Origin of the sequence: Candidatus Hamiltonella defensa 5AT (Acyrthosiphon pisum) (assembly GCF_000021705.1) — a bacterium.
Lineage (GTDB): Bacteria > Pseudomonadota > Gammaproteobacteria > Enterobacterales > Enterobacteriaceae > Hamiltonella > Hamiltonella defendens.
In genome coordinates this window covers 758,314-784,854 of sequence record NC_012751.1, presented here as the reverse complement: position 1 = coordinate 784,854, position 26,541 = coordinate 758,314, and the positions used below count along the sequence as shown (strand labels likewise).

The 26,541-nt window shown below is 39.2% G+C and carries 19 protein-coding genes and 1 pseudogene; 9 read left to right on the top strand and 11 right to left on the bottom strand.

The window, feature by feature from the left end; all coding sequences use genetic code 11:
* Positions 1–9: 9 nt before the first annotated feature.
* The 9 genes from purF to HDEF_RS03715 form a co-directional block, all read right to left on the bottom strand.
* Positions 10–1,524, bottom strand: a complete 1,515-nt coding sequence (purF, locus tag HDEF_RS03755; RefSeq protein ID WP_015873335.1) for an amidophosphoribosyltransferase — start codon at positions 1,522–1,524, stop codon at positions 10–12.
* A 14-nt stretch (positions 1,525–1,538) separates the two neighbouring features.
* Entirely contained in the window at positions 1,539–2,048 is a 510-nt protein-coding gene (locus HDEF_RS03750; protein ID WP_015873334.1) for a CvpA family protein, read from the bottom strand.
* 47 nt (positions 2,049–2,095) lie between these two features.
* Entirely contained in the window at positions 2,096–2,650 is a 555-nt protein-coding gene (locus HDEF_RS03745) for an SPOR domain-containing protein (protein ID WP_015873333.1), read from the bottom strand.
* Positions 2,640–3,926, bottom strand: coding sequence for a bifunctional tetrahydrofolate synthase/dihydrofolate synthase (gene folC, locus HDEF_RS03740; RefSeq protein ID WP_015873332.1), 1,287 nt, complete (start codon positions 3,924–3,926; stop codon positions 2,640–2,642). The genes HDEF_RS03745 and folC overlap by 11 nt, the downstream gene beginning before the upstream one ends.
* A 151-nt stretch (positions 3,927–4,077) precedes the next feature.
* The gene (accD, locus tag HDEF_RS03735) at positions 4,078–4,980 is read right to left on the bottom strand and encodes an acetyl-CoA carboxylase, carboxyltransferase subunit beta (protein WP_015873331.1); all 903 of its coding nucleotides are present in this window, start codon (positions 4,978–4,980) and stop codon (positions 4,078–4,080) included.
* A 45-nt stretch (positions 4,981–5,025) separates the two neighbouring features.
* Complete coding sequence (locus tag HDEF_RS03730) at positions 5,026–5,694, bottom strand: DedA family protein (RefSeq protein ID WP_015873330.1); 669 nt, start codon at positions 5,692–5,694, stop codon at positions 5,026–5,028.
* A gap of 60 nt (positions 5,695–5,754) precedes the next feature.
* On the bottom strand, positions 5,755–6,588 hold the full coding sequence (gene truA / locus HDEF_RS03725; RefSeq protein WP_015873329.1) for a tRNA pseudouridine(38-40) synthase TruA: 834 nt from the start codon (positions 6,586–6,588) through the stop codon (positions 5,755–5,757).
* Entirely contained in the window at positions 6,588–7,595 is a 1,008-nt protein-coding gene (locus HDEF_RS03720; protein WP_015873328.1) for an aspartate-semialdehyde dehydrogenase, read from the bottom strand. The genes truA and HDEF_RS03720 overlap by 1 nt, the downstream gene beginning before the upstream one ends.
* Before the next feature lie 81 nt (positions 7,596–7,676).
* Positions 7,677–8,834 carry a 4-phosphoerythronate dehydrogenase gene (locus HDEF_RS03715; protein WP_171770467.1) on the bottom strand — a complete coding sequence of 386 codons (1,158 nt, stop codon included), beginning with the start codon at positions 8,832–8,834 and terminating at the stop codon, positions 7,677–7,679.
* A 352-nt stretch (positions 8,835–9,186) separates the two neighbouring features.
* Here HDEF_RS03715 and lptD point away from each other — a divergent pair, with 352 nt between their 5' ends.
* The 9 genes and pseudogenes from lptD (at position 9,187) to HDEF_RS13730 (ending at position 23,457) form a co-directional block, all read left to right on the top strand.
* Positions 9,187–11,529: an LPS assembly protein LptD gene (lptD, locus tag HDEF_RS03710; protein ID WP_015873325.1), complete on the top strand. Its 2,343-nt coding sequence runs from the start codon at positions 9,187–9,189 to the stop codon at positions 11,527–11,529.
* Positions 11,530–11,629: 100 nt separating this feature from the next.
* A complete protein-coding gene (locus tag HDEF_RS03705; protein ID WP_015873324.1) occupies positions 11,630–12,598 on the top strand; it encodes a peptidylprolyl isomerase in 969 nt (322 codons plus the stop codon).
* Entirely contained in the window at positions 12,588–13,586 is a 999-nt protein-coding gene (pdxA, locus tag HDEF_RS03700) for a 4-hydroxythreonine-4-phosphate dehydrogenase PdxA (protein ID WP_015873323.1), read from the top strand. The genes HDEF_RS03705 and pdxA overlap by 11 nt, the downstream gene beginning before the upstream one ends.
* The gene (gene rsmA / locus HDEF_RS03695; protein ID WP_015873322.1) at positions 13,576–14,379 is read left to right on the top strand and encodes a 16S rRNA (adenine(1518)-N(6)/adenine(1519)-N(6))-dimethyltransferase RsmA; all 804 of its coding nucleotides are present in this window, start codon (positions 13,576–13,578) and stop codon (positions 14,377–14,379) included. The genes pdxA and rsmA overlap by 11 nt, the downstream gene beginning before the upstream one ends.
* A 58-nt stretch (positions 14,380–14,437) precedes the next feature.
* Positions 14,438–15,265: a bis(5'-nucleosyl)-tetraphosphatase (symmetrical) ApaH gene (gene apaH / locus HDEF_RS03690; protein ID WP_015873321.1), complete on the top strand. Its 828-nt coding sequence runs from the start codon at positions 14,438–14,440 to the stop codon at positions 15,263–15,265.
* 12 nt (positions 15,266–15,277) lie between these two features.
* The gene (gene tamA / locus HDEF_RS03685; RefSeq protein ID WP_044612267.1) at positions 15,278–17,014 is read left to right on the top strand and encodes an autotransporter assembly complex protein TamA; all 1,737 of its coding nucleotides are present in this window, start codon (positions 15,278–15,280) and stop codon (positions 17,012–17,014) included.
* Positions 17,011–20,826, top strand: coding sequence for an autotransporter assembly complex protein TamB (gene tamB, locus HDEF_RS03680; protein ID WP_015873319.1), 3,816 nt, complete (start codon positions 17,011–17,013; stop codon positions 20,824–20,826). The genes tamA and tamB overlap by 4 nt, the downstream gene beginning before the upstream one ends.
* A 360-nt stretch (positions 20,827–21,186) precedes the next feature.
* Positions 21,187–22,207 (top strand): annotated as a pseudogene (locus HDEF_RS03675) (substrate-binding domain-containing protein).
* 164 nt (positions 22,208–22,371) lie between these two features.
* The gene (locus HDEF_RS13730; RefSeq protein WP_015873318.1) at positions 22,372–23,457 is read left to right on the top strand and encodes an acyltransferase family protein; all 1,086 of its coding nucleotides are present in this window, start codon (positions 22,372–22,374) and stop codon (positions 23,455–23,457) included.
* 76 nt (positions 23,458–23,533) lie between these two features.
* Here the strand turns inward: HDEF_RS13730 and ligA are convergent, their stop codons facing one another.
* Both ligA and zipA read right to left on the bottom strand, forming a co-directional pair.
* Entirely contained in the window at positions 23,534–25,642 is a 2,109-nt protein-coding gene (gene ligA, locus HDEF_RS03665; protein WP_015873317.1) for an NAD-dependent DNA ligase LigA, read from the bottom strand.
* The gene (gene zipA, locus HDEF_RS03660; protein WP_015873316.1) at positions 25,639–26,472 is read right to left on the bottom strand and encodes a cell division protein ZipA; all 834 of its coding nucleotides are present in this window, start codon (positions 26,470–26,472) and stop codon (positions 25,639–25,641) included. Before zipA ends, ligA begins: the two co-directional genes overlap by 4 nt.
* Positions 26,473–26,541: the final 69 nt, after the last annotated feature.

Here is a 26,541-nt window from a genome sequence, read left to right as displayed (position 1 = left end):
TTTCCCTTTTTATTTTTCATTATAAATTTCAAGATGTTCTGATTCAGAAGAGGAGCTTGTTGATGGATTCTGCCCACTTCTGATTGCATTGAGATGAGTCAAATAATTTTGATCAACATCTTTGGTCACGTAATGACCATTAAAAACAGCACAATCAAACTCGGTGATTTCTGGATTATCAACCCTGACAGCGGCGATCAAATCTTCTAAATTCTGAAAAATAAGTGCATCAGCACCAATATATTCTTGAATTTCATTCACACTTCGACCATGGGCCACCAGCTCATTCACACTCGGCATATCAATACCATAAACATTTTGAAATGAAATTTCTGGTGCAGCGGACGCAAAATAAACCTGCTTTGCACCCGCACCGCGAGCGATTGCTACAATTTGCTCAGAGGTGGTGCCTCGTACAATCGAGTCATCGACCAGTAAGACATTTTTATCTCGAAACTCTGCCTTGTTAGCATTGAGTTTTCGGCGCACGGACTTACGACGCTCCTGTTGACCTGGCATAATAAAAGTGCGGCCGACATAACGGTTTTTAACAAAGCCCTGTCGATAAGGAAGATGTAAAATACGCGCAATCTCTAAAGCAATATCACAAGAAGTCTCAGGAATGGGAATCACCACATCAATTTTTAAATGCTGCCATTGTCGAGCAATTTTTTCACCTAATTTTTGCCCCATTCTCACCCTCGCATTGTAAACAGAAATCTTATCAATAAAAGAATCTGGCCTTGCGAAATAGACATACTCAAAAATACAGGGATGATATTCAGGATTTTCAGCACATTGTTGAGTGAATAATTCCCCTTCCTCAGTCACATATACAGCTTCACCTGGAGTAACGTCTCGTAAAAATTCAAATCCTAATGTATCTAGTGCAATACTTTCTGAAGCGACCATGTATTCATTTTTATCACAAGCCAAAACGCGTTTACCTATCACTAAAGGACGTATGCCGTTAGGATCACGAAATGCCACCATACCGTGATTGATGATCATGGCCACACAAGCATAAGCCCCCCTGATGCGTTTATGCATTTGTGCGATGGCCGAAAAAATATCGTTTTTTGTCAATCGAAAATCTTTAAAGCGATCTAATTCACTGGCAAACACATTTAATAAAAGCTCGGAATCAGAGTGAGTATTGATATGACGACGAATTTGTATTAACTCTTTTTTGAGTTGAGCTGAATTCGTTAAATTACCGTTGTGGGCTAAGGTGATCCCAAAAGGAGAGTTCACGTATAAAGGTTGTGCTTCCGAGACATTCGAACTGCCTGCTGTTGGGTAGCGAACGTGCCCAATGCCTATGTTTCCCTGCAGTCTAAGCATATGCCTTGTATCAAAAACCTCTTTGACTAATCCATTGGCTTTACGTAAACGAAATTGGCCCTCGGCATCAATGGTTGCGATACCTGCGGCATCCTGACCACGATGCTGAAGCACTGTTAACGCATCATAAATCAATTGATTGACAGGGGTGAAACCGGAAATACCAACAATACCACACATAATATTTTTCCTTATTATTCTTTCGAGACTGCCAATTGTGCTGGCGAAACAAAAGAAAACTTTTCTTTTAAAAGTGTTAATAGCCATTTCATCATTGAATGAAATTCTGGAATTAGGCGGGATTGAGTCCAAGCGTTATTTTGTGAAAAATGTGTAAAGTTTTCTAAAAACAATAATAAAGTAGCCACAATTAAAGCCCCTCTTATCGCCCCAAAGAACATTCCAAGTATTCTGTCAGGGCCGGATAATCCTGTCCGTTTGATGAGAGAATCCAGGACATAGTTAATAATAGTTCCTATAAGAAGCATCGCTATAAATAAGAGACTCATTGCAATCAGATGCCGAATTTTTTGATCAGCAAAATCAGTAAAATACTCTGACACATAGGGATAAAAATAACCTGCCACAAAAAACGCACAACCCCATATCACCAGTGACCATGCTTCACGAATAAATCCACGTATGACACTGACCGCCGTTGAAAAAACCAATATACCGATGATGATGTAGTCAATCCAAATCATAAATTATTCCATTGGCAAATGATAAATATAAAAAAACGCGGGAATTTTTACTGATAGGTTTTAATTTGTCCGTTTAAACCAACGAGTCGATAAAGCTCAGGTCGCATAGATTCAAGCTTATCTTTCGAAGGATCAGGACCAATCAAAATCCGAGTGATTTTTCCTTTTATAGGCACAGGAGGCAAAGTAAAAACCTGATAATCTGATAATCGTAATTTTGCGATAATTTGATTGACTCTAGCCATATCATTGAAGGCCCCCAGCTGTATGACATACTCTTGCTGGATTTCTGACATTGCTTGTTTTGACCTCAATTTTTTTTCGGAAGGCGGCGATTTATTTTGATCTGTAGAATCAATGGCCTCTTCTTTTGATATCTTTTTTTCTTCAACTTCAAAAGAAAGCACGTTAGTGCTTTGAACTAAGGCAGACGAATCTGAAGACACAGAAGGATTCATCCCGGGCGTGCTATTTAATACAGAGTTGGAAACCGAAGTGATGTCATATTCTTTTTTGCCATCAAGTAACCATGGCAAAAAAATAATGGCCAGAATAACCATAATGGCCACACCCAGCAAACGATATTGAAATTTACTGATCACCGGTACTCCGGAGATTTAATGCTGACATCACAGGAGCAATGGTATGAAAAGAACCAAAAACCAACAAAATATCTTCTGGATTAGCCGCTTGCATCGCCTGATTCCAAGCACTTTTTACATCAGGAGATAAAAATGCCGATTTCTGCAAAAAACTCGCCAAAATTTGAGCAGGTGCCCCACGAGGTTCGCTTAATTTGGCGCAATACCAATGGTCAACCCGTTCAGATAAAATGTCTAATGTCCCTTTAATATCTTTGTCCTTGCGCATTCCGACCACGGCATGCAGTTTAGCACCGGGTTTGGCTGCGTTTTTCAAAAATTGAGTCAGATGATTGAGCAGATAACGAGCCGCATGAGGATTATGCGCCACATCGAGGATCACTAAAGGCTTTTGATCGATCATTTGGAAACGTCCCGAAAGAGAAGCCCCTTTCAAGCCCCGTTTAATCGCTTCTTTACTGATTATCTTAGGGAAATAATGTAATACCGCTAATGCGCAGGCCGCATTGATTAACGGGACATTAGGCAGGGGCAGATCAATTAACATGCGTTCTTTACTTTCCCAAATCCATTGATTTCCCTGAGGGCGAAATGTCCAAGACTGATCAATGGGGCGAAGATGAGCCGCTTTTTCTTTCGCTACACGAATGACAGAATCTGGGATGTCAGGGTCCGCGACCACGGCTGGTTTATTCGTCCGAAAAATGCCTGCTTTTTCTCGACCAATACTGTGACGATCTTTACCTAAAAATTTGATATGATCAAAATCGATATTAGTAATAGCCGCCACATCTGAATCCACAATATTAGTGGCATCAAGCCGCCCACCTAAACCTACTTCCAGAACAACCACGCCCAGTTGATGTGATTTAAAAAGAAGTAAGGCCACCAAGGTTCCAAATTCAAAATAAGTCAACGAGATCTGACCACGCGCTTTTTCAACCTGATCAAAGGCATCAGTAAAGCACTTTTCAGGAAGCATTTTTTCTTGAATACGGACTCGTTCTCTATAGCAAATAAGATGCGGAGAACTATACACCCCCACTTTGTAACCGTCTTCGATTAAAATCCTCTCCAAAACACGACAAGTGGTCCCCTTTCCGTTCGTCCCTCCCACAGTGATAACCCACTTAGCCGGAGAGAGTACATCTAGCTTTTCAGCGACTTTTTTGACTCTTTCCAGACCGAGATCAATGTCTTTAAAATGCAAATTTGCGACGTAATCAAGCCATTGAGCTAAAGAAGCATCCGCGTGAGGGATAAAAGAGTCATTCATAACAGACCTGTTTTAAAAAATAGACCTTTGCAAAATCTACTGAGAGTGGTGGCGCCTACATTATCCGTTTTGATCACCTTTTTTGTTTTTCTAGCGATAGCTAAGTGATGAGCATCACGAGCGATTTTTAGGTATCCTCCTCCATGTATTTTCAGTGACTGTCTTCTCTCATGTTTTGCAATTTGTATGGCATCATCGAAGGTTCAGGTTGATGAGTCAGTTTAGATAAAAGACTGGCTAACTTGTGTCGCATATCGAGACGGCTAACAATCATGTCTATGGCGCCTTTTTGGATTAAAAATTCGCTGCTTTGAAAGCTTGAGGGTAATTTTTCTCTGACAGTTTGTTCAATGATTCTAGGGCCTGCAAAACCAATTAACGCTTTAGGTTCGGCAATATTAATATCGCCGAGCATCCCCAAACTAGCAGAAACACCGCCAAAAGTGGGATTGGTCAGAACCGAAATATAAGGCAATCCCGATTCCTGCATTTTAGCAAGGGCCGCGCTTGTTTTTGCCATTTGCATCAAGGAAGTCAGCGCTTCTTGCATCCTGGCTCCCCCACTTGAAGAAAAGCAAACGAAGGGGCAGCTGTCTTGCAAAGCTTGTTCGACGGCACGAACAAAACGGGCACCCACGACCGATCCCATAGAACCCGCCATAAAAGAAAATTCAAATGCAGCGCTCACAAGAGGCATACCAAACAACGTCCCTTTGATGACTATCAGCGCATCTTTTTCACCAGTGTCTTTTTGTGCTCCAGAAAGGCGGTCTTTATATTTTTTTGTATCTTTAAATTTCAACAGATCTTTGGGTGCTAATTCTTCCGCCAAGTCGATTCTAAAACCTTCATCCAAGAAGGCATGTAACCGCGCTCGAGCCGATATCCTCATATGGTGGTGACATTTGGGACAAACCCTTAAATTCTGCTCTAATTCTGCGCTATATAATATTTGCTCGCATTTTTCACATTTCGTCCAAACGCCCTCTGGGATATTGGCTTTCCGAGTGCGGATAATATGACTTTTATTATAAATTCGCTCAATCCAGCTCATTATTCACCTTAGGTAATTGATTTTTTTACAAAAATAGAAAAATGTTCAGCGCTTACCTTCATTTTTTAATGTTGAAGTACGCCAATGACGCCATATTCCAAAAAGGCTCGGAAGAATCGACAGTACGATAATGAGCACGATCAATAATTTCAAATGATTTTGTACCATAGGCAAAGAGCCAAAAAAATATCCTGCGTAAGTGAAAGACAAAACCCACAAAAAAGCGCCTAAGATGTTATAGAAAGTAAAATTGGGATAAGACATCTTCCCTATACCTGCAATAAACGGAATAAAAGTCCGGACGATCGGAATAAAACGGGCCAAAATAACCGCCTTACCTCCATGCTTCTTATAAAATTGATCAGCGAGGTCGAGATACGCTCGTTTAAAAATTTTTGAATTTGGATCACGAAAAAGCCTTTCTCCAAAGAGATAGCCTATGTAGTAATTCAATGTGTCACCGATAACAGCCGCGATGATCATCAGACACACCATCAAGTGAACATTTAACTCATTTGAAGACAGTGATGCTAATGATCCCGAGATAAAAAGCAGTGAATCGCCTGGCAAGAAAGGGGTTATCACCAAACCTGTTTCACAAAATAAAATAAAAAACAGTATTCCGTAAACCCATAGACCGTATTGTGCCACGAGTTCCGTTAAATGAATGTCAATATTCAGTATAAAATCAATGAAAAAATGGATAAATTCCATAAAAACTCAGATGAATAAAAATGGGTTAATTAAAAGACCTCAAGTCACTGTGGATACCTTTTATTCTCTATGTAAAAAGAAGGGCCCCAAAGGGAGATAAGGCAAAGAAAAATGCGCAGGGTAATCAACTGAAACCAGATATAGACCGGAGGCTTTTGCGGTCACCGCCGCTTGAGTCCGATCTTTTAAAGCTAATAATTGAGCAATCCAATGTTCATTTTGACGACCAATCCCTACTTCTATCAAGCTTCCTACAATATTTCGGACCATATGATGTAAAAAAGCATTCGCTTTGATATCCACCATAATGTAGTGCATCCCAAAACGGCTCACCTTGAGATGATGCACATAACGCCAAGGCGTTTTTGATTGACATTGAGCGGCTCGAAATGAACTAAAATCATTTTCTCCGAGTACGCATTGTGCTGCACGTTCCATCTTTTTTTCATCGAGTGGCATACTGTAATGTGCGAGTCCCTCTGAAAAAAGAGCAGGCCGATGACGATCATTAAAAATAAGATAACGATAACGGCGGGCTGTTGCGCTAAAGCGGGCATGAAAATCTTTTTCCACTTTTTTTGCCCAACGAACTGTAATATCGGGGGGTAAATAAGTGTTGACACCCATGATCCAACTGACTTCTTTTCGGACCGCTTTGGTTAAGAAATGAACAACTTGAGCAGTCGCATGAACGCCTGCATCAGTACGCCCAGCACAACACACCGTGATGGATTCATTCGCTATTTTAGACAATGCGTGCTCCAAACAGCTTTGTATGCTTGGCACATGTTCTTGACGTTGCCATCCGTAATAACGGTAACCGTTGTATTCAATCCCCAGTGCAATTTTGTGCTTTAGGTCAGACGATAAAGGGGGTAAGTAGAATTCTGTCACTAATGCAATCGTTCCCTAATTAAGAGTTCGGCCGTTTTGATGAGCATATGGGCTCCTGTGAAGCGGATATTATCCGCAACCGACCAAAATTGTACTATTTCTGGCATACCGTAATCATTTCGGATACATCCTATGTTGACAGCATTGTTTTCTAGATCACTTACCTGGGTAGGATAATCATATTCTGAAAATAATTGAATATTTTGAATATTTTCCAGTTCACTACGTACTTGATTAAAAGAAATAGGTTGTAATGCTTCAAAATGAACTATCTGAGCATGCCCATAAAACACGGGTGCCTGTATACAGCTGACTGAAATAGGTAGATGGGGATCTTGAAGTATTTTTCGGATCTGATTGACGAGATGACGTTCTTCATAAACACTTTCTTCTTCATCATTGACGAGCGGCAATAAATTAAAAGCTAACTGTTTTTTAAAAACGCTTTTTTCTGGAGACACCCCATTGAGTAACTTGGCTGTTTGGCCTGCTAAATCGTCTACGGCCGCTTTACCGTAAGCAGAAACCGAGATCATATTAGTCACATTAAGACGTGATAACCCCATTTGCTCTATCAAGGGTTTAATCGCAACCAGTAATTGACTGGTTAAACTGTCTGCTACCGCAACGATATTATGGTATGGGATCTGTGACAACACTTGTGGATTGACCATGGGTACTATTAATGGAACATGAGAATCCATCGAAAATAATCCGCTATTGTCGATTACCCTGCACCCTGCATCACTCGCTGTTTCTGCATAAAATGCGGTGGCTTTTCTTCCTGCAACAAAAAAGGCAATTTGTGCTTTAGACCAGTCAAATTCAGCGGCATTTTGTACAGGTACACTTTTTCCCGCAAAACGAATCACCTCACCTGCACTTTGTTTCGTAGCTAAAAGATATAAATGGCCAATTGGAAACGCGCATTCTTGCAACATTTCTATTAATGCTCGACCTACCGCACCTGTTGCACCTAAGAGGGCAACATTCCAACCGTCAGACATATTTGGTTCTCTCCAACTATCATTAGAAATGAATGATTTTCCTTAATCGAAAAGCCATTAAAAATAAAAGCCATTAAAAAATCACAAAGATGAAACACTAAATCCCAATTTTTGTAAAAGTGATCGACTTTCTAAATGATGAGATTCAACACAAAAAGAAGACCATTCTCTACGTTCTTGATAATGTTTACGAAGATCATCGAATCCTCCTTTGATGCCTGCCTTTTTTCGTAACAAAGCATCATCACGGCGCACATCATACACCAGGTGTATTAATTGCTTTAATCTGCCTGGATTCATCTCAGCATTCAATTGAATCAGATTAAAATCTGCTGATGCTAATAAAGCATTCAGATCAATGGTCTGAGGTTGATTTAAAAATTGGCTAAAAGCAGAAAATATTTGAAAAGTGCCTCTGGCTTTACCTTCTAAGGTGTAACCTGCTATATGAGGAGTTCCGATGTCTACCAGAGCCAATAATTTCAGACAAATTTCAGGTTCCGGATCCCATACATCCAATACCGCCCTCAGCTTTTTCTTTCTTTCTAAAGCTTTCAGTAAAGCACGATTATCAATCACTTTACCGCGACAAGTGTTGATCAAAATTTTATTCTCAGGAAGAGCGGCTAACACATCATCATCTACTAAATGCAGAGTTTTATATAAACCCGTTTCATTGAGGGGAGTATGAAAAGTTAAAATATCTGCCTGATTCACTAATTTTTCGAACGGCCAAAATTTTAGCACGGGATCATCCACTGGGGTTTGACTTGCTCTTGGAGGATCACAAAGTAACGTACGCACACCCAATGCGTTTAAACGTTGATAAAGTAGAGATCCAATATGTCCTACACCGATGATCCCGACCGTTTTATCCTGCAAGCAAAAACCTTGTCGTTCTGACATGACGAATAGAGCAGAGAAAACGTATTCCACAACTGCAATCGCATTGCATCCCGCTGCAGAGGAAAAATGTATTTTTTGCTGATTTAACCAGGAAATATCGATATGATCAGTACCCGCTGTCGCGCTCCCCACAAACTGTATAGGGGTTCCCTGTAAAAGTTCAGAACCAACAGGGGTGACAGAACGAACCATTAATGCATCTGTTTGCTGTAAGCTTTCTCTTGTAATCTCCCGCCCACGTATTAATTGCACCTCGCCCATACGTTGAAATAACGTTTCAGCGTATGGCATATTTTCATCTACTATAATTTTGAATTTGTTATCTGTCGGCATTTAAGAAGTCAAGGTTAAATAAAAAAACTGTTCTTTAAAAGGGTTGAATATCTCATTTGAGAATAGGCATATAAAAGACAAAAATTCTTTTAAAACAAAATGGCCTTAATAACAAAAATTCTGTCACATCAAGAATTTTTAGATTTCTTTAAACGCATTATATTGTGTTTTAGTCACTATTAGAAAATCATATTTTGGGGTTGATCAGATTAATGAAACAGAGAAAAAATAATGGAGTCTTTGCTGTATTTTTTGAGTTAGCACTGGCGGAAATGGATTGAATCATATAACCTCGAGCCGTTTTATTGTATATCCTTTTATTTTTAATAATTAAGTCAAATACCAAAACGGCATGAATAATCGCTTATTAACATTTTTAATCACCATCATTTTATTCCTCTTTTACAGTGAAAAAGCCGTCTCTGATATCACAAAACAATGTTCATTAAGTATTCCTCGTTACAACCAGCCCCTGGTTGCAAATAATCACCATGATCTCCCTATTTATATTCAATCAAATCAGACATCAGCTGATTACCCTGGCACTATTATTTTTTCAGGCAATGTCACTGTTAAGCAAGGTAATAGCACTTTAAATGCCAATAAAATGACCTTAAATAAAACTCAGAGCCCAAATTCACTCCATAACCCTGTTCGTACTACGGTGGCTACTGGGGATGTCCAGTACTTTGATCCTGAAATAAAACTCGAAGGGACTCAGGCCAGGTCGAATATTGATACCAAAGATGCAGACATCGATGAAGGAAATTATCAGTTGGTTGGGCGTCAAGGTCGTGGTGAGTCGGACCTGATTCAAATACGTGATCAAAACCGTTATACCATTTTGAAAAATGGGACCTTTACTTCTTGTCCTCTTGAGGATAATAGCTGGAATATTATCGGTTCAAAAATCGTTTTTGATAGAAAAAAAGAAGTGACAAAAATATGGAATGCCCGCTTTAAAATCTCGAAAATACCTGTTTTTTATGCTCCTTATATGCAATTTTACTTGGGAAAAGAGCGACATTCTGGTTTTTTAGTGCCTACTAATGAATATTCCAAAAAAAATAATTTTGAATTTACATTACCTTATTACTGGAATATTGCGCCTAATTTTGATGCGACGATCACGACAAAATATCTGAGTAAAAGAGGGGTTCAATGGCAAAATGAATTTAGATATTTGTTTCCACAGGGCCAAGGTACTATGGCTTTTGAATGGTTACCTAATGATAAGCTTTCTAAAGAAAAAAATAAAAATAGTCACCGCTGGTTGTATTATTGGAATCATTCAGGAGTCATGGATAAAGTATGGCGATTTGGCGTGAATTATACCAGAATCAGCGATCATGATTATTTTTCTGATCTTAGATCTCCTTATGGTTTTTCTACAGATGGTTATGCCGCTCAAATTTTTAATGTAGGTTATTTCCAAAATCATTGGAATTTAATGTTGTCATTAAAGAAATTTCAAGTATTTAACGAAGGTGGAAATAGAAATGCATACCGAGCTGAGCCGGAATTAGAAATAAATTATCATAAAAACGATATCGGCCCTTTTGATATGCATATTTATGGGCAAGCAGCGAGATTTACGAGTGTGAGTGCTGATAACCCAAAGACTCAGCGCTTTCATGTAGAACCTCAGTTGAACTTGCCTCTCTCAAACAGATGGGGGAATCTTAATATTGAAACCAAGTTAATGGCGACTCATTACAAGCAATCGATCCCTAAACAGTTTTCTGATAAAAACTTGCAGTCTTCGTACAATTTAGAAAATTCTGTTAATCGTGTGATCCCACAATTTACGACTGACGGCACATTGGTATTCGATCGCTCAATGGAGGAACTCGCTGGTTTTACACAAACTTTAGAACCACGAGTACAATATATTTATAAACCTTATAAAAATCAAAACAATATTTATATTTATGATTCAACTCTGATGCAAAATGATTATCAGGGTTTATTTCGTGATCGTACCTATAGTGGCCTGGATCGTATTGCTTCGGCCAATCAAGTGACCACCGGTTTAACTTCCCGCATTTATGATAATAATATGTTAGAGCGCTTTAACGTTTCTATCGGTCAAATTTATTACTTTTCTCCTTCTCGTTCTGGCGGCAATACTCAAATTGATCGCAGTCGTATCGGTAGTTTAGTTTGGGCTGGTGACAGTTTTTGGCGTATAACGGATCAGACTAGCTTAAGAGGGGGAATGCAATATGACACCCGTTTAGGCAGCATTGTTCAAAGCGATGCCGTTATGGAATATCATCATCAGGACAATAATCGCATTTATCAATTAAATTACCGTTATGCAAGCCCCGAATATATTCAGGCTTCATTGCCGAATGTGAGTAGGCCCAATTACCAGAAAGGGATTTCACAAGTAGGTACTACGGTGAGCTTGCCCATAAAAAATCGTTGGTTTCTGGTCGGCGCTTACTACTATGATATGAAAGCACATCAACCTGCCAGCGAATTGGTTTCAATCCAATATACCACTTGCTGTTGGAGTGTTAACCTTGGCTATGAAAATAGCATTAACGGTTGGAATGCCGACAATAATGGCAGTCAGTATGAAAATAGATTTTCAATTAATATTCAATTACGTGGCTTAAATAAGAATGACGGCTTCAGTACACAAGAAGCACTGCAATGGGTTCCTTTACCTTACCAAAAACCTTTTTAATTTTAAAAAATGATAAAAACACAGAGCTTAACAAACTGGATCTCATACCTGTTCGCGGCAGCTTTAGTCAATAATCTACTTGATGAGATAAGGTAAAAATATGAAAAATTGGAGAATATATGTTTTAGTATGGCTTCTATGCAGCCACTTCACTGTTTTTTCAGCACCAAAAGAAATCAATAAAATCGTTGCTATAGTGAACGATTCCGTCATACTTCTGAGCGATCTCAATCATAGGCTAAAAGCCATCAAAATAAATGCGAATAATATAAATCAATCCTTGCCCGATGATGCGATTTTAAGACATCAAATACTTGAACGGCTCATAGTAGAAAGCATTCAATTACAAATAGCTAACAAAATAGGTTTAAAAATTCCTGATGAGGATTTGGATAAAATTATTGCTGATATCGCAAGAAAAAATCGTCTGACTGTTGATCAGATTCGTAGCAAGTTGGCCTCAGAAAATATTAATTACGGTACTTATCGTAATGAAATTCGTAATCAAATATTAATTTCAGAAGTACTTAAAAACGCGGTGCAACCTCGAATCAATATCTTGCCACAAGAAGTGGATTCTTTGTCAAAGTTAATTTTAAACGAAAAAAATCAAAACATGGAGCTAAATCTCAGCCAAATTTTGATTCCTTTAACAGAGAATCCTTCCCAGAAAGAGATAGATAAAGCCGAAAAAAAAGCCAATAAATTAGTCTCTCAACTCAAAAAAGGGGCAAATTTTGCGAAATTAGCGATCGCCTATTCGGCTGACTCGCAAGCTTTTAAAGGGGGAACGATGGGTTGGAAAAAAGTGCAAGAATTACCCACCCTTTTTTCTGAAAAATTAAAAGTCATTCATAAGTTCGATATTATTGGCCCTATTCGCTCGGGGGTTGGTTTTCATATTTTACGCATTAACGATCTGCATACTATTTTTGAAAACAGTGAAGATATCAAAAACCAAGCTTACAAAATCCTGTTTAATCGTAAGTTTTCTGAACAAGCCGAGACTTGGATACAAGAGCAGAGGGCTTCAGCTTACGTTAAAATTCTTGAACACGATGATGAATGACAATAAACCTATTCTCATCACGCCTGGTGAACCTGCTGGCATTGGTCCCGACTTAGTGATCGCTTTGGCACAACAGCATTGGCCTGTTGAGTTGGTTGTTTGTGCTGATCCTGATTTATTATCGGCACGAGCCAAACAGATGAATTTACCCCTGACATTGAAACAGTATCACCCCAAAAAAGACAGTCAGCCCTGTCTGCCCTCCACATTGAGCGTTTTACCCGTTAAAGTAAAAACCACCGTGATCGCGGGGATGCTGAATGTCAACAATGCGCCTTATGTGATAGACACACTGATGCAAGCTTGTGATCGTTGTTTAGCCAGTGAATTTAGCGCCCTGGTCACGGGGCCGATTCAAAAGAGTGTCATCAATGAAGCGGGCATTCCTTTTATAGGTCATACTGAATTTTTTGCGCAACGATGCAAATGCTCAATGGTCGTGATGATGTTAGCCAGCAAAAAACTTAAAGTGGCATTAGCGACCACTCATTTGCCTTTATCAGCGGTATCGAGTGCGGTGACTCAAGATCACCTAAAACAAGTTATTCGTATTCTCAATCACGACCTTAAAACCAAATTTGGGATATCTCATCCCCACATCTATGTTTGTGGACTAAACCCTCATGCTGGTGAAAACGGCCATCTAGGAAAAGAAGAAATTGACGTTATCATTCCTGCACTCAATTTGTTACGTCAAGAAGGGATGACACTCATTGGGCCTTTATCTGCAGATACGATATTTCATGAAAAATACTTAAAACACGCTGATGTGATCTTAGCCATGTACCACGATCAAGGATTACCTGTATTGAAATATCAAGGATTCGGCCAATCGGTCAATGTTACGCTAGGGTTGCCTTTTATTAGGACATCTGTAGATCATGGTACTGCGTTGGATATAGCAGGCACAGGTAAGGCTAAAGTAGGGAGTTTCGCCAGCGCAGTCAACCTGGCCATCGATATGATTGTTAAAAGCGATGAACCGTAAACTTTATCAGGGGCATTTTGCAAAAAAACGCTTTGGCCAAAATTTTTTAACAGATGAATTTGTTATTGATCAAATTATTTCATCGATCCATCCTTCACCTGAACAAACATTAATTGAAATTGGCCCAGGATTAGGGGCGTTAACACTCCCTCTAGCCGATCAGATGGATAAAATTCTGGTCATTGAATTAGATCGTCATTTGGCTGATCGCTTAAATCAGCATCCTCAATTAAAAGATAAGCTAATTTTGTATCAACAAGACGTCATGACCGTGAATTTTTCAGAATTATCAGCGACTTTTAAGCAACCCCTCCGGATATTGGGTAATTTGCCTTATAACATTTCTACACCATTACTGTTTCATCTATTTAAAGATATTCACCGCATTGATGACATGCACTTTATGTTGCAAAGAGAGGTCGTTAACCGTTTGTTGGCAGCCCCAAACACGAAAGCCTACGGGCGTTTAAGTGTCATGGTGCAATATCATTGCAAGGTGATCCCCATATTGGAGGTGCCTCCTGATGCTTTTACCCCCATACCTAAAGTATATTCAGCGATGATTCGATTGCTTCCATACCGATCTTTGTCGCATCCTTATCCTGTCACAGATATAGAGCGGCTTAACCTTGTGACAAGACAAGCCTTTAATCAAAGGAGAAAAACACTGCATAATAGTCTAGGCGCTCTATTTACTGACCAAGAATTGGCTGAAACAGGAATTTGCCCAAAACTTAGAGCAGAAAATGTGTCCGTTGAACAATATTGCCTTTTAGCAAATCGGCTTCACTAGAGTCTGTTTAAAACTTTTTCTAACCACTTTTTCAACCTAAAACTGATATCGGCTTAATATGTCTAACTACCTGATCGGAGATGTCCACGGTTGCTTTGATGAGCTTAAAGCTTTGTTGGCTAAAGTGAATTTTGATAAAGAAAAAGACACCCTGTGGTTAACAGGAGATCTCATTTCTCGCGGCCCTCAATCTTTAAAAGTATTGCGCTATGCCCGTTCTTTAGGAAAGGCTTTACGTATGGTATTAGGGAACCATGATCTGCATTTATTGGCGATACATGCGGGGATGAGAAAAAACAATCCGAAAGATCATCTTACTTCTTTATTGGCCGCCCCTGATGTAGATCAGCTCATGGATTGGTTGCGCCAACAGCCTCTTTTGCAAATAGATGATGACTTAAAACTCATCATGACACACGCCGGCATTTACCCTAAATGGGATAAAAAAACAGCACAGACTTGTGCTCAAGAAATAGAGGTGGCGCTTCGTGGTAATCGACTTCCGTTATTTTTAGATAGATCTCATACCCAGACGCCTCACTCATGGAGTCCTAAGTTAAAGGGTGATGCTCGTTTGCAGTTCATAACGAATGCATTAACAAGAATGCGTTACTGTTTTTCCGATGGAAGCTTGGACATGACTCACAAAGAAATCCCTGAAAAAGTGCAGGATGATCTATATCCCTGGTTTTTATTACCCCGTTTGCTGGAGCCTGAATATGCGATTACGTTTGGTCATTGGTCAGCATTAAAAGGAAAAGGCACACCAAAAAATATTTATGCTCTAGATACAGGCTGTTGCTGGGGAAATGAATTAACTTTATTACATTGGGAAGAAAAACGTTATTTTATTCAACCCGCTTATAAATGTGAAAATGAGTTCTGAATAGGGATCTTGATGTCACGATGTCTGATTATTTTCTTTTCATCATGTCTGATGCTACTTTCGTTTTGTAGTTTTTCTGGCTCTTCAAAAAAACCCTCTTTGTCTTTGGACATCGAAGGTGTTGGAGGAGAGGTGGCTCGTAATGTTAAAGCTCGCCTGTTTATGATTAACACAGAAGACACCACCGACAACCATCGTTTGAGATCACGGGTTAAAGCAGAAATCACCCTCGCACTGGAAGCCTTAGGTTATTATCATTCTGCCATCAATTTTGAATTCACCCCAAAATCTGTATTGCTGGCCAAAATCACTCTGGGCGAACCCGTGCTGATTGCTGGAATCGATGTGATGTTAACGGGTCATGCTAAAAACGACCCTGATTATCAGGCGTTATTGAAAGAAACACCCACAATAGGCTCAATATTAAATCAAGGGAAATTTGATGAATTTGTAGATGCTCTCAACGGGCTCGCCGTGAGCAAAGGGTATTTTGATGCTAAAATGAACGAAACTCAGCTTCGTATCGCCTTAGATCTGAATAAAGCTTTTTGGAAGATTCATTTTGACAGTGGTGAACGCTATCGCTTTGGTAAAGTGACCTTTCATGGTTCTCAAATTAAAGAACCCTATTTGCAAAATTTAGTGCCTTTTCATATAGGGGATAATTATAGTGCGGATAATACCGCTGAACTCAATCGTCGCCTTTCTGCTACTAACTGGTTCAGCGCTGCTTTGGTTTCTCCAGATTTTGGCTCTTTAAAAACGAGTCAAATTTTACCACTAGACGCTGTTTTAACACCTCGTACAAAAAACAATGTGGAATTAGGGGGGGGGTACTCAACCAGTATTGGCCCGCGTCTCAAGGCAAGTTGGAACAAACCTTGGGTGAATTCGCAAGGGCACAGCTTAACAACAAAAAGCAATCTTTCTGCTGCTGAACAAAACTTGGCTTTTAGTTATCGTATTCCATTAATCAAAAACGCATTAGAGGAATATTATTTATTACAGGCAGGTCTTAAAACCTCTAGGTTAAACGATACTAAATCTAACACCAGTACCATGAATGTGGCTCGTTTTTGGAATTTTTCAAATGGCTGGCAACCGGCCATTCATTTTCGTTGGAGCTTGGAAAAATTCACCCAAGGTAAAGTAGATTCTATCACTGGTTTGCTCTATCCCGGGATCAGTATGAGTAAAACTCGTCAAAGTGGTGAGGCCATGCCTTATTGGGGTGACAGTCAACGTTATTCTTTAGATATTTCAAATAAAAAATGGGCTTCTGATATTAATTTTGAAATTATTCAAGCTCAAAATGTTTGGATAAGGACCTTAGGAAAAAAAAACCGTTTTATAGTGAAAACGCATCTGGGGTGGATAGCAACCAAAGATTTTCAACGTATGCCGCCTTCATTACGTTTTTTTGCGGGAGGTGATGGTAGCATCAGGGGTTATAAGCTCAAAAGTATCTCACCCCGTGACAGTGACCATAAACTCACTGGTGCTACAAAACTGCTCACTGCCTCTGTTGAATATCAATATAATGTGATGGGTCGCTGGTGGGGAGCCGCCTTTGTTGATAGCGGTGAGGCTGTCAACGATATCCGGCAGAGTGATTTTAAAACAGGGGTAGGCATAGGGATCCGTTGGGCTTCTCCTGTTGGCCCTATCAAATTCGATATTGCAACTCCGATTGGCGATAAAGAAAATAAAAAATTTCAGTTTTATATTGGTTTAGGGCCTGAGCTATGAGAAGAATAAAAAAATTCACTCTGGCTTTTTTTTTGGTTGTTTTATTATTGTGTGGCACTTTATGGGGTTTGATTCGTACCACGGGAGGCCTCCATTTTTTAATCAAAAATATCGTTTATTGGGTGCCTGGGCTCAGTATTCAAAACATTGAAGGAAAATCGAACGACCTGACATTAAAAGGCATTCAATATCAGATGCCGGGTTTTGAAGTAAAGGTCAAAGAAATACATCTTGCTTTACATTTCTTTTGTCAAACATCGCTGAAATTTTGCATTGATGATTTCACACTCAATGACCTGGATATGGTGATAGAGACGCAAAAATTGCCTTCTACTGAAAAAGTATCGGATCAACCATTTACTGACCTTCGCATCCCTTATCCCCTGTTTTTAAAAAATCTCAGATTAACAAACCTGAATGTGACCATCGATGACACACATATATCTTTAGCCCATTTTCGTACACAAGCAGATTGGCAGGGACGAACACTGTCTTTGATATCCCCTCAACTCTCAGGCCTGCTGGTCAGCTTGCCAAAAGCTTTGGAAAAATTACAAGCTCCAGCACTCATCCATCCTGCCAAATCCAATGACCAAACCTCTTCTACAGAAGCAAAAAGACCTTTAACGAACTCTTCTTTTAAGAAAAACATACATCAAGATCTTTTGGATTTTTTTGCTCAACCTCTTTTGACTGCCTTGCCTGATTTTCATTTCCCTTTAAATATTCAAATCAAAAAATTAACAGCAGAGCAACTCCGGATCGTGGGAGATACAGATATTGTTATCCATTCTTTGCAATTAGAGGCAAAATCCGATAACCAGCATCTTCAGCTGGATAAATTAAAAGTCAGCCTTCCTTTTGGCTCTTTTTCTGCGCATGGAGAAGCGACTTTTGCCGATCAATGGCCAATCGCCCTCAAAATTGACAGCCTGATAAAAATTCCTCCCCTATTAAAAGAAGAAAAAATACAGTTCAATTTAACCGGCGAACTCCAAAAACAACTTAAATTCACCGCCGATTTTTCTGGTTCTATCAGCGCTCAGTTGAATGCGACTACCACGCTCTCCAAATCGGGGCTGCCCCTTACGATGACCTTAATATCGAGCCAACTTCAGTGGCCGCTCAAAGGAGATCCCGAATATAAAATCAACAATCTTCAACTGCAATTGAATGGCAGAGCCACAGATTATGCTTTGTCATTGACAGGAAAAATGAAAAGTGCAGATCTGCCCCCCGCGGAATTTAGCCTTGATGGAAAAGGTAATTTACAACAGTTTCATATAATTCTTTTACGCTTAAAGCTTCTTCAAGGTCAGGCGGATTTATTGGGAATGATAGATTGGTCAAAAGCCATCAGTTGGAACTCCGTATTAACGCTAAAAGGAATCGATACAAAAAAACAATGGCCAGAATGGCCAGCTCAATTCAACGGAAAGATATCTACTCGTGGCAGTATCGATGGTGAACGTTGGCAATTGCAGATCCCTGATGTGCTCTTGGAAGGGGAAGTACAAAACAAACCCTTCAAAGTTTCTGGTTCTTTAAAAGGCGATAGGTCTGGGCAGTGGAAAATCTCCTCGTTTAATATGGCTTTTGGGAACAATAAACTCAATATCAAAGGAGATCTGACTCACCAATGGTCATTAGATGTGAACATCGATGCGCCGAAATTACAGGATGGATTACCGAGTGTCGCTGGTCAACTTAAGGGGGCATTAAAATTAAGAGGGGACTTAACAAAACCTCAGCTAGAGGCGCATTTTATTGCCAATCAGTTAAAATGGAAAAATTTCAGCATTCATCAAATCAAGCTCGATGCCAATCTCCACTCTTTAGATCACATCAAAGGTCAATTAGTTCTACAGGTAGAAAAACTGAAACAATCTGATTTCATGCTTCATCATCTGATGTTCAATGCAAAAGGCACAGAAAAGCAACATCAACTGGCTCTTCAATTAAAAAGCGAGCCTCTCTCAGGAAATTTTGCCTTAAAAGGGGATTTCAATCGTCAAAAACAAATATGGGATCTCAAACTCAACAAAACAGATATTCGAACCCTATCTTGGAATTGGCATTTAAATCACCCAACAGGCATCAAATATTTTCATCATGCCCAAAAAGTCACCATTCAACCTCACTGTTGGGAGAATATACAGGCAAAATTGTGTTTACCCGATATGATAGAGGCCACGAAATCAGCCGGGCAACTGCGTATGCAACTCAATCGATTTGATCTGGCGATGCTCAAACCATTTTTGAGCTCAGGTACAGCCATCTTTGGAAACATAACCGGAGATGCACAGATGAAATGGACTGCAGAAGATCATTTGCCAACAGCTCAACTCTCGCTCGTAGGGCATGACGTTAAAATACGTCAAAATATTGAAGATAATCCTCTCAATATTGTGTTCAATAATTTAAAGCTAGGCGTTCAACTCTCTCATCATCAAGCTCAAATCAATACTTTGATCTCATTGAAAAATAATGGTCAGATGCAAGGGGATTTGAAAATATCTGATTTGCAGGGGAAACGCACACTATCTGGAAAAATCGACATCGATCAAATTTCATTGGAACCTATCAACACAGTATTAGACAAAAATGAAACAATAACGGGTGTCTTAAACAGTCACTTAGATATGAGTGGAAACTCAAAAAACCCTTTGCTATACGGTGATATTTCGCTAAATCATTTTGCTATTAATGGCAGTTGGATGCCAGTGAATATGGCCTCTCCCAGTCATTTATTGATCAATTTTAAAGGGACGAAATCGACATTAAAAGGGGTGATTGCAACAGAAAAAAGCCAAATCAACCTCTTAGGTAATGCGAACTGGGATCATATCGATGATTGGCGTGCCAACATTTCGGCCAAAGGTGATCAGATTCGAGTCACTTTCCCCCCTATAGTAAAGCTGGACATTTCACCCGATATACTATTTGAAGCCAGGCCAAAATTACTGACACTCAAAGGTTTGATTGAGGTCCCATGGGCTCGAATTAAGGCGGAAAAAATTCCACCTAACGTCGTCGATGTTTCTTCATATAAAGTCATGCTAAACGATCAACTACAACCCATCATCCCTCAAAAAACAGCAATTCCGATTAATACTCATTTAAATATTCAAATTGGCAAGGATGTCGAACTAGATGCATTTGGTTTAAAAGCGCAATTACAAGGGACCCTTAAGGTTCAACAAGATCAATATGGGATGGGGCTACAGGGTCAAATCAACACCTCTTCAGGCAGCTTTCACGCTTACGGCCAAGACTTACTGGTCAAAAAAGGCCACTTGATATTTTCTGGGCCTACTAAACCTTTTCTCAATATTGAAGCGATTCGGAATCCTGAAAATATCACCCCTGGATATACCGCAGGAATTCGAGTCACAGGGAATGCGAATGCCCCTAAAATTGAAATATTTTCTGACCCCGTATTATCCCAGCAAGAAGCGTTATCTTACCTTCTTCGAGGTGAGGCTATAGATCAGTCTTCTGGCACTGACAGTAGTTTAATGACTTCCATGCTAATCAACATAGGCATTTTACAAACTGGAAACTTGATTGGAGAAATAGGAGGTGCCTTTGGCATCAGTCGTCTTACTTTAGACACACAGGGCGTGGGAAACGATTCTCAGGTCGTTGTGAGTGGTTATCTTAACAAAAATTTACAGCTTAAATATGGTGTCGACATTTTTGATTCGTTAGCCACACTGACATTACGTTATCAGTTAATGCCCCGATTATATCTAGAAGCCATTTCTGGGATTGGCCAGGCATTAGATCTTTTATATCAATTTGGATTTTAATCGTTTTCATCAGTATCCGAAAAGAATCATGAGTATGATCTTAAACAGGGCTTAGTGAGCTCATGTTTATAAACTGTATTATTTTTTTCTTTTTTTTGCGACGTAGATCATAAAAATGATGTTTAACAAGCTATTTTTGAAAATTTAAATCACATATTTTGATAAATATGGGATATAAAATAATGAAATATATTTAATATTGCGTTAATTGTTCTATTAATCATCGCTGATTTTTAAATCACATAACATTAAATTTGCTGAAAATCGAGCAAAGAGAATATGAGCTTAAGGCCTTCATTCCATATTCCATAGTCGATTTGCCAGTTATTCATTGAATAAAAGTTAGAGAAAAATTTGACTATGAGTACGATGAAAAAAATAGCGGCAATAGTAGGCGTATCAACAGCAACCGTCTCCAGAGCTTTTAAGAGCCCAGAAAAAGTTTCTGTGTCGACCAGGGATAAAGTGGAAAAGGCCGTTACCAACGCAGGTTACTATTCGAATGCTCTTTTTAGAAATATTAAACGAACCGAATCCCGTACTATCTTGGTGTGTGTGCCCAACTTCGGTGAGACTTTCTTTGATGACATCATTAAAGGCATTACAGAAATAGCCCTAAAAAAAGACTATCAAGTTCTCATTAACGACTCCGCGCAAAATAAAGGCAGATTAAACCCATTTACGATTGCAAGACAAATAGCAGGTATTGTGTTCTTGGGTTCTAATTTTCCTTTGAACCTCATTGAAGCATCTCGGCAATATTTACCCCCTATAGTGATGGTCAATGAATTTATTTCTCAATTTAATCTGCCAACAGTGCATATTGACAACCTGGCTGCTTCTTTTAATGCCACGAATTATCTGCATTATAAATTAGGTCATCGACGTATTGCCTGTATTTCAGGAATCGAGAGTCATCTGTTCTGCCAAAATCGGTTACAGGGGTATATTCAGGCGCTTCATCGTAGCAACATTCCCTTGCAAAAGAATTATATTATAAAATCTGATTTCGGTTATGGAGCAGGGGCTCAGTCGTTTAAAAAATTAATGGCTTTACCTAAACCTCCGACGGCCATATTTTGCCACAACGATCTTTTGGCAGTAGGGGCTATCTATCAGGCAAAAAAAACAAGGAATAGCAGTTCCAAATGATGTCTCAATTATGGGATTCGATGATCTAAAACTGTCAGAATATATTGATCCTGCGTTAACAACGGTATCAACCCCTCGTCATAAAATGGGTGAAAAAGCAGCTGAACTCTTACTGGCTCATTTAGATGAACATAAAATAGCAAAGGGATCTTATCTGTTAGAGAGTTCGTTATTGGTGAGAGAAAGCACTGGTTATTTAAAAAAACCTGAGTTAGGGATAAGAAATTGAAATTCAGAGATGATAACTTTAGAACCAGCATCACATAAATGGACTATGCCGGTATAGGATAAGTTTTGAGAACCTGCTTCTATGGTACAAAAATTTCTGGGGTTAAAGTGATGATGGATTAAATGAAAGATAATACAACTTACTGGAAGTGAGAATTAATTAATATGGTTAAATCTATACACTATTTGAGGGGTATCTCAGCGCTATTTGTTTTGTTTTTTCACTACAGGTTTATGCTCAATAACGTATATTCAACAAAAAACCTGGGCGATATTCTATTCTCTAGCGGCTATTTTGGTGTTGACCTGTTCTTCATGATAAGTGGTTTTATCATTGTTTACTCAACCAAAAATAACAACAGTATTTTTTCTTTCTCGGTTAAAAGACTATTTAAAATATATCCAGTCTATTTATTTTGTTTAGCTTTACATATTGCAGTTGTGTTTCCATACGTCAGTATAGAAATTATCAAGTCTCTGTTCTTCTTACAGATTAATTATAATAATAACGCACCTTTTTACGGGTATAGTACTATATACCCTGCTTGGACTTTAACATATGAATTCATTTTCTATATGTTCTTCTTGATTGGGCTTAAAATTTCACATCGCTACAGAACGTTAGTAACTTCAGTAATCATGCTTTTTGTATACGCCTATTTAAACATAAAATACAACGGCTTCTTGACCTTAAACCCAAATCACGGATTAAACTTTACTGTGACTAACAGATTGCAGGGGCTTATAAAAAACATGGCGTCGCCGCTTATGATTGAGTTTATCCTTGGCATGATTACATGTGAGATATTCATGAGAACAAGAGCAAACAACAAAATATTGATTTCGATTTGTAGCATTATGTTTTATTCATCGCTGTGCATATTTTTTTACTATGTTTTTGTCGATATACGCGGGCACGGAATTCTACGTATCGGTTTCCCCTGCTTTTTAATTCTTTTTTCATCCGTGATTTTAGAAAAAGTTAATGAGGTAAAAGAAAACAAATATCTGAATCTTCTCGGAAATATATCCTATCCATTATATTTGACACACACAATAGTTTTGGCGTTAATATCATCAAACAGTGCTTATTTTACCCCCTACATACAATTGGTTGGCTTCGGTCGGTTAATCTTTGTAACATTTTTCGCAATTCTGCTTTCTTACCTGACTCATGTGCTAATAGAAGTTAATGCTTCTAAATTAGGTAGAGTTATTATCGATAAATTCAGGGCGAGGAGTGCCCTATAACTCTATGAAATGCTGCTGAAAAACCAGAGGCATTTCCTTTTTATGCCATTTATAACATTATTCATCCTCAGTGATCTTACACCTTAGTTCCTTCGGGTTTTAACGCTTTTAAAAACTCTATTAACTCAGGTTCATTCATTATTTTTATACCTGATTTCTCGGCTTTTTGAGCTTTAGAGCCCGGATTTTCCCCAGCAATAAGAAAGTCTGTCTTTTTGGATACACTGCCGCTGACTTTTGCCCCTAAAGAAATCAAATGCGCTTTAAGATCATCTCGGGTAAATGCATTTAATGAACCGGTCAAAACCACCGTTTTATCCCGAAAGGGATGGTTCGGTTTTTCTATCGGCTCTGGATCTGGCCAATCTAAAACAGATTCCAGTGCAGAAATAACCTGTTGATGATGTTCGTTTCCAAAAAAATCTACCAGATTTTTTGCGACAACTTCACCAACATCAGGCACTTTTTTTAATGTTTCTATGTCCGCCTTCCGCAAAAGATCAAGTTGACCAAAATATAACGCCAAATTGGCGGCTGTCGTTTCACCGACTTCTCTGATTCCTAGCGCATATAAAAAACGCGCAAAGGTAGTTTTTTGAGATTTTTTTAAAGAATTTAATAAATTTTGCGCTGATTTTTCTCGCATCCTCTTCAGAGACAGTAATTTCTCTGATGTTAAATGAAATAAATCCGCAGGGTTTTGAACGTATTTTTTGTCTACTAGCTGATGGATGATTTTATCGCCCAGACCTTCTATATCGAGCGCGCGTCGCGCAACAAAATGTTTCAATGCCTCTTTACGCTGAGCAGGACAAAATAATCCCCCTGTGCAACGGATCACGGCTTCACCTTCAATACGTTTTGCAACTGATTTGCAAATAGGGCAATGGTGAGGAAAAATGATTTCCACCGTATTTTGAGGTCTGGATTCGATGATCACGTTGACAATTTGTGGGATCACATCACCTGCACGACGCACGACTACGGTATCCCCAATACGTAACCCTAAACGGGCTATTTCATCTGCATTGTGCAAGTTGGCGTTGCTGACCAGTGCCCCTCCCAATTCAACTGGCTCAAGGCGAGCCACTGGAGTCAGAGCCCCAGTTCGGCCGACTTGAAATTCCACTCCAAGAACTTGAGTGGTTTTTTCTTGGGCGGGAAATTTAAAGGCCGTTGCCCAACGAGGGGCCTTCGCCAAAAAACCTAATTTTTCTTGTAATAGAACATCATCTACTTTGATCACGATGCCGTCGATATCAAAACCCAAGGTCGCCCGTGCTTGTGCTATTTCTTGATAAAAGGCCATGACTTGCTCAGCACCAGTGCATAATGTGATTCGATCATGGACAGGTAGCCCCCAAGCTTTCAATTGCATCAAACGCTGTATATGACTCTGAGGTAAGACCCCGCCTTCAAGCAAACCAACGCCATAACAGAAAAAATTTAAAGGCCGTTGCGCCGTGATATGAGGATCGAGCTGGCGCAAAGATCCTGCCGCCGCATTACGAGGATTGGAAAATATTTTTTCATGATTAGCACGAGCTTGTTTGTTGAGCTTTTCAAAGCCGGCTTGAGGCATATAAACCTCGCCCCTGATTTCTATCCGTTGGGGTAATGCCTTCCCCTTTAAACGAAGAGGAATTGATTGAATGGTGCGAATATTATGCGTGATGTTTTCACCTTGAAAACCATTGCCTCTCGTGGCCGCTTGGGTTAATTCCCCTTTTTCATAGATGAGACTCACTGCCAAGCCATCTAGTTTGAGCTCACAGCAGAAAGTCAGCGCCTCTTGAACATTTTTTTCGCTCCTGTTTTTCTGATCTGAATCTCGAACCAGTGGGTTCAAAGACGCTTTTTGTGCAGAGGATTCCGCTTCAAGTCGTTCAGAGACACGTTTGTTAAACGCTAAAAACCCCTTTTCATCAAATACATTGTCGAGCGAAAGCATAGGCACTTGATGAGTCACAGGCTTAAAAGCGGTTGAAGGCGATGCGCCGACTTTTTGGGTAGGAGAATCAGGGTTCATTAATTCAGGATATTGCGATTCCCATTCCCGTAGTTTTTCCAACAAAGCGTCGTATTCCGCATCTGTTATCTCGGGGGCATCGTTCACATGGTATAAATATTCATGATGTTTTAGCACATCACGCAATTGGTTAATTTTTTCAAGCATGGATTTCATAAATGAGGGGTACTTCGGATGAGGGCGTTATAATCTTCTAATTTTTGAGGGGTAATCATTTGGCGTTGATCATCTAAAACCAAGCCTCCAAGCTCATCTGCTATTTTTTGTGCTGACTGCAACATTAATTTAAAGTTTTCAGAGGCATGGCCATAGCAGGGCAATGTCATAAATATTGAAATGCCTGGTGTTGAAAAATGAGCCATTTTTTTTAAATCAAAAAAACCGGGTTTCACCATATTGGCCAAGCTAAATAAAGTGATGCGCTCGCCTGTAAGAGTAAGATAGCGATGAAAAATATTCATATCGCCAAATTGAAAATGACTATTTAAAATGCTTTTTAAAAGCGTTTCTCCAGAAAAGTTGCGCGATGAATGAGCAGCAACATGTAAAACCAATACCTTTTGTTCTTTTTGAATAGATGGATGATGGGTTTCTTTAGATTGATGAGATAAATCATCACTTTTTTTTTGCAATTGAGTCTCAGTCTCTGAGATCTGTGCAAAAGACGAGGCAGTCACACAGGCAACTGAGCTATCAAATTTAAGCGCCTGATATTTAGTTTGCGATGGTATTTTTTTATGATGTGCCTTATCAAAAGCATTTTTTTCAACATTTGGTGGTGCCTTTTTAAGAATTTTGACTTCGCCCACACCTTCTTCATCCAAAATCTGTAACAGAACATCGTCTTCTTTTTGATTTTGATCTTTTGTTTTCTGATCATAAAAAAGGGCAGAGCGTTCTTTACGCCTCGCCCATACACCATGTAAAAATAATACGATGATGGTAATCACACCAAAAAGCAATAACATCAAACGTAAGTCTTGCATGATTAAAATCTCTATCGTTTTAATAAAAAAAGAATCGATATTCAATTCTATATTTTTTTGTCGAATTGA